The organism is Pseudomonas sp. UF-293 (assembly GCF_058245595.1).
This window is the reverse complement of record NZ_JBSICA010000060.1, coordinates 1-4,271: the sequence shown is the minus strand read 5'-3', so window position 1 is coordinate 4,271 and position 4,271 is coordinate 1. Positions and strand designations below refer to the sequence as shown.

At 62.2% G+C, this 4,271-nt stretch carries 1 protein-coding gene; it reads left to right on the top strand.

Annotated elements, in window-relative coordinates; genetic code table 11:
- A partial coding sequence (locus tag AC4IHP_RS27750) for a beta strand repeat-containing protein (RefSeq protein ID WP_490833279.1) occupies window positions 1-4,271 on the top strand: 4,271 nt, incomplete at both ends.

Below are 4,271 nucleotides of genomic sequence, written 5' to 3'. Positions count from 1 at the left end.
GGCAGCACCGTCAGCACCACGATCACTGGCGCTACCGGTGGCAACTTCGAAAATCTGGTGCCGAACGCTACGCCAGCAGTGACCACCATCACCGACTCGGTCGATGACACCGGACTGAGCCTCAGCGCCAGCGGTTCCGTGGCCGAAGGCGGCCAGATCACTTACACCGCGACGCTGACAAACGCAGCTGGCTCGCCAGTGACCGTGACCTTGTCGAACGGCGCGGTGATCACCATCAAGGCTGGCGAAACCACCGGCACCGCAACCGTTGCTGCACCGTCCGATGACGTCTATAAAGATGCCGGTTCCGTGCAGGCAACGATTACCAGCGCTACCGGTGGCAACTTCGAGAATCTCGTTCCGAGCACTGCTCCAGCCGTGACGACAGTCACCGACACCATCGACACCTCGACCGTCAAGCTGACCGCCGATACCTCCGTCGCTGAAGGCGGCACCGTGACTTACACCGCCACGGTTGGCGCTCCGGTTACCGGCTCGCCGGTTGTCGTGACTCTGGCGAACGGTCAGAACATCACCATCGCCGTCGGCCAGACCACTGGCTCAGTCACCTACACCGCACCGAACGATGCCTTGACCGGCAACGCTCCGCTGACCAACTCGATCACTGGCGTAAGCGGTGGCAACTACGAAAATCTGGTGGCGGACAACACTCCAGTTTCGACTTCAGTCACCGACGTTACCGACACCACTAACCTGTCGCTGAGTGCGACCGGCTCTGTGACTGAAGGTGGTTCGATTGTTTACACCGCGACTTTGACCAACGCCGCTGGCTCGCCAGTAACCGTTACCTTGTCGAACGGCGCCGTGATCACCATCAAGGCTGGCGAAACCAGCGGCACTGCAACCGTTGCGGCCCCGTCCGATGACGTTTACAAAGACGCCGGTTCCGTCCAGGCAACGATCACCAGCGCTACCGGTGGCAATTTCGAGAACCTCGTTCCGAGCACCACGCCAGCGGTCACTCAAGTCACCGATACCATCGACACTTCGACCGTCAAACTGACTGCTGATACTTCAGTGGCCGAAGGCGGTACCGTGACTTACACCGCCACTGTCGGCGCGCCAGTCACCGGCACGCCCGTTGTCGTGACCCTGGCCAACGGCCAGAACATCACCATCGCCGTCGGCCAGACCACCGGCAGCGTCACCGCCCCGGTATCGAATGACGTGCAGATCGGTCACGCACCGCTGACCAATTCGATCACCAACGTCAGCGGCGGCAACTACGAAAATCTGGTCGCCGACAAGACCCCGGTCAGCACCACCGTGACCGACACCGTCGACACCACCAGCGTCGCGCTGACTGCCACTGGCAACGTCAACGAAGGTGGTCAGATCACCTACACCGCGACGCTGAGCAATCCTGCCGGTACGCCGGTCACCGTAAATCTGAGCAACGGCTCGGTCATCACCATTGAAGCCGGCAAGACCACCGGCACCGTGACCGTTCCGGCACCTGCCGATGACGTCTACAAAGACGCCGGCAAAGTCGAAGTGACGATCAAGGACGCCACCGGTGGCAACTTCGAAAATCTGGTGCCGAGCACTACGCCTGCGGTGACCAATGTTGCCGACACGGTCAACACCACGCACCTGACCCTCAGCGCAGAAAGCTATGTGCTCGAAGGCTCTTCGATCACTTACACCGCAACGTTGACCAACGCCGCGCAAACGCCGGTAACCGTCAACCTGAGCAATGGCCAGACCATCACCATCGAAGCCGGCAAGACCAGCGGTTCGGTGACGATTGCCGCACCGAGCGATGACGTTTACAAAGACGTCAGCAAGCTCACCGTAACCATGACCGATGCCAGCGGTGGCAACTTCGAGAAACTCGACGTCAGCAAGACCCCGGTCAGCACCACGGTCAACGACACCGTCGACACAACCGCACTGACCCTGACTGCCAGCGATACCGTCAGCGAAGGTGGCCAGATCACCTACACCGCGACCCTGAGCAACCCGGCCGGCACTGCGATGACCGTGACCCTGGCCAACGGCGCGGTGATCAACATCGCGGCCGGTGCCACCAGCGGTTCGGTGAATTTCCCGGCGCCCGCCAATACGCCGTACATCGATGGCAGCAACGTGCGGACGGCGATCGCCAGCCACAGCGGCGGTAATTTCGAGCGCGTCGATGCCGATCGTTCGGCTGTGGTGACCAAAGTCACCGACGCCGTCGACACCACCAACATCAGCCTGAGCGCAACCGGCAGCGTTGCCGAAGGCGGCTCGATCGTCTACACGGCGACCCTGAGCAATCCGGCCGGCACGGCCATGAGCGTGACCCTGAGCAACGGCGCGGTAATCAACATTGCCAAGGGTGCGAGCACTGGCACTGCGACCGTCGCCGCGCCTGGCGATGACGTCTACAAGGACGCCGGCAAGGTCGATGCGAGCATCACCAAAACCAGCGGCGGCAACTTTGAAAATCTGGTTATCGACAAGACTCCTGCGGTAACTGATGTCACCGACACCATCGACAACAGCACCGTTGCGCTGACCGCCAGCGCCAGTGCGGTTGAAGGCGGCGTGGTTGTCTACACCGCGTCCGTGACCGCACCGGTCACCGGTTCGCCAGTGGTGGTGACCCTGTCCAACGGCCAGACCATCACCATTCCGGTTGGCGCCAGCAGCGCCAGCGTGAACTTCATCGCACCGAACGATGCACAGGCCGGCGGCAACACCCTGAGCGTGAAAATCGACGGTGCCAGCGGTGGCAATTACGAAAACCTCGTAGCCGACCAGACCCCGGCGGTGACCTCGGTGACTGACGTCGCCGACACCACCAGCTTGTCGCTGTCCGCGACCGGCTCTGTGGCCGAGGGCAGTTCGATTGTCTACACCGCGACCCTGAGTAACCCGGCCGGCACGCCGGTGACCGTGAATCTGAGCAACGGCGCAGTGATCACCATCGAGGCCGGCAAAACCACCGGCACCGTCACCGTTCCGGCACCTGCCGATGACGTCTACAAAGACGCCGGAAAAGTTGAAGTCACGATCAAGGACGCCACCGGCGGCAACTTTGAAAACCTGGTGCCGAGCACCACGCCAGCGGTCACCGATGTCACCGACACCGTCGACACCTCGACTGTCAAACTGACCGCCACCGAAACCGCAGCCGAAGGTGGCACCGTCACCTACACCGCCACCGTTGGCGCACCGGTCACCGGTTCGCCTGTGGTCGTAACCCTGGCCAACGGTCAGAACATCACCATCGAAGTCGGCAAGACCAGCGGCAGCGTGAGCACCACCGCGCCGAACGACGCACTCGCCGGCCACGCGCCGCTGACCAACTCGATCACCAACGTCAGCGGCGGCAACTTCGAAAATCTCATCGCTGACCAGACCCCGGTCAGCACCACCGTGACCGACACCGTCGACACCACCAACCTGTCGCTCAGCGCGACCGATGCGGTGAACGAAGGCGGCCAGATCACCTACACCGCGACTTTGAGCAACGCCGCTGGCACACCGGTCACCGTGACCCTGTCGAACGGTGCGACTATCCTCATCGAGGCCGGCAAAACCACCGGCACCGTGACCGTCGATGCACCAAAAGACGACGTCTATAAAGACGCCGGCAGCGTTGAAGCAACTATCCAGAGCGCGACCGGCGGCAACTTCGAAAAACTCGTTACCAGCACAGCGCCAGCGGTGACTGCGGTCAACGACACCATCGACACCTCCACCGTGTCGCTGAGCGCCACCGCGAACGTTGCTGAAGGCGAAACCGTGGTCTACACCGCGACCGTGGGCGCGCCAGTGACCGGCTCTCCGGTCATCGTCAGCCTGTCCAACGGCCAGACCATCACCATCGCCGTTGGCGAAACCACCGGCAGCGTCAACTACGTCGCGCCGAACAGCCCCTTGGCGGGTGGCAGCTCGCTGAGCGTGACCATCGATGGCGCCACGGGCGGCAACTACGAAAAACTCGTGGTCGACGGCAAGTCCGCCGACACCGTGGTATCGGACACTACCGACACCACCAACCTGAACCTGACCGCCAGCGATTCGGTCGCCGAAGGTGGTCAGATCACCTACACCGCAACCCTGACCAACCCGGCCGGCACACCGATGACTGTGACCCTGTCGAATGGCGCCACGATCACTATCGACGCGGGTAAAACCACCGGCACCGTGACCGTCGACGCACCGAAAGACGACGTCTATAAAGATGCCGGTAAAGTCGAAGTGACCATCGAGGGTGCGACCGGCGGCAACTTCGAGAACCTGGTGCCAAGCGCGGT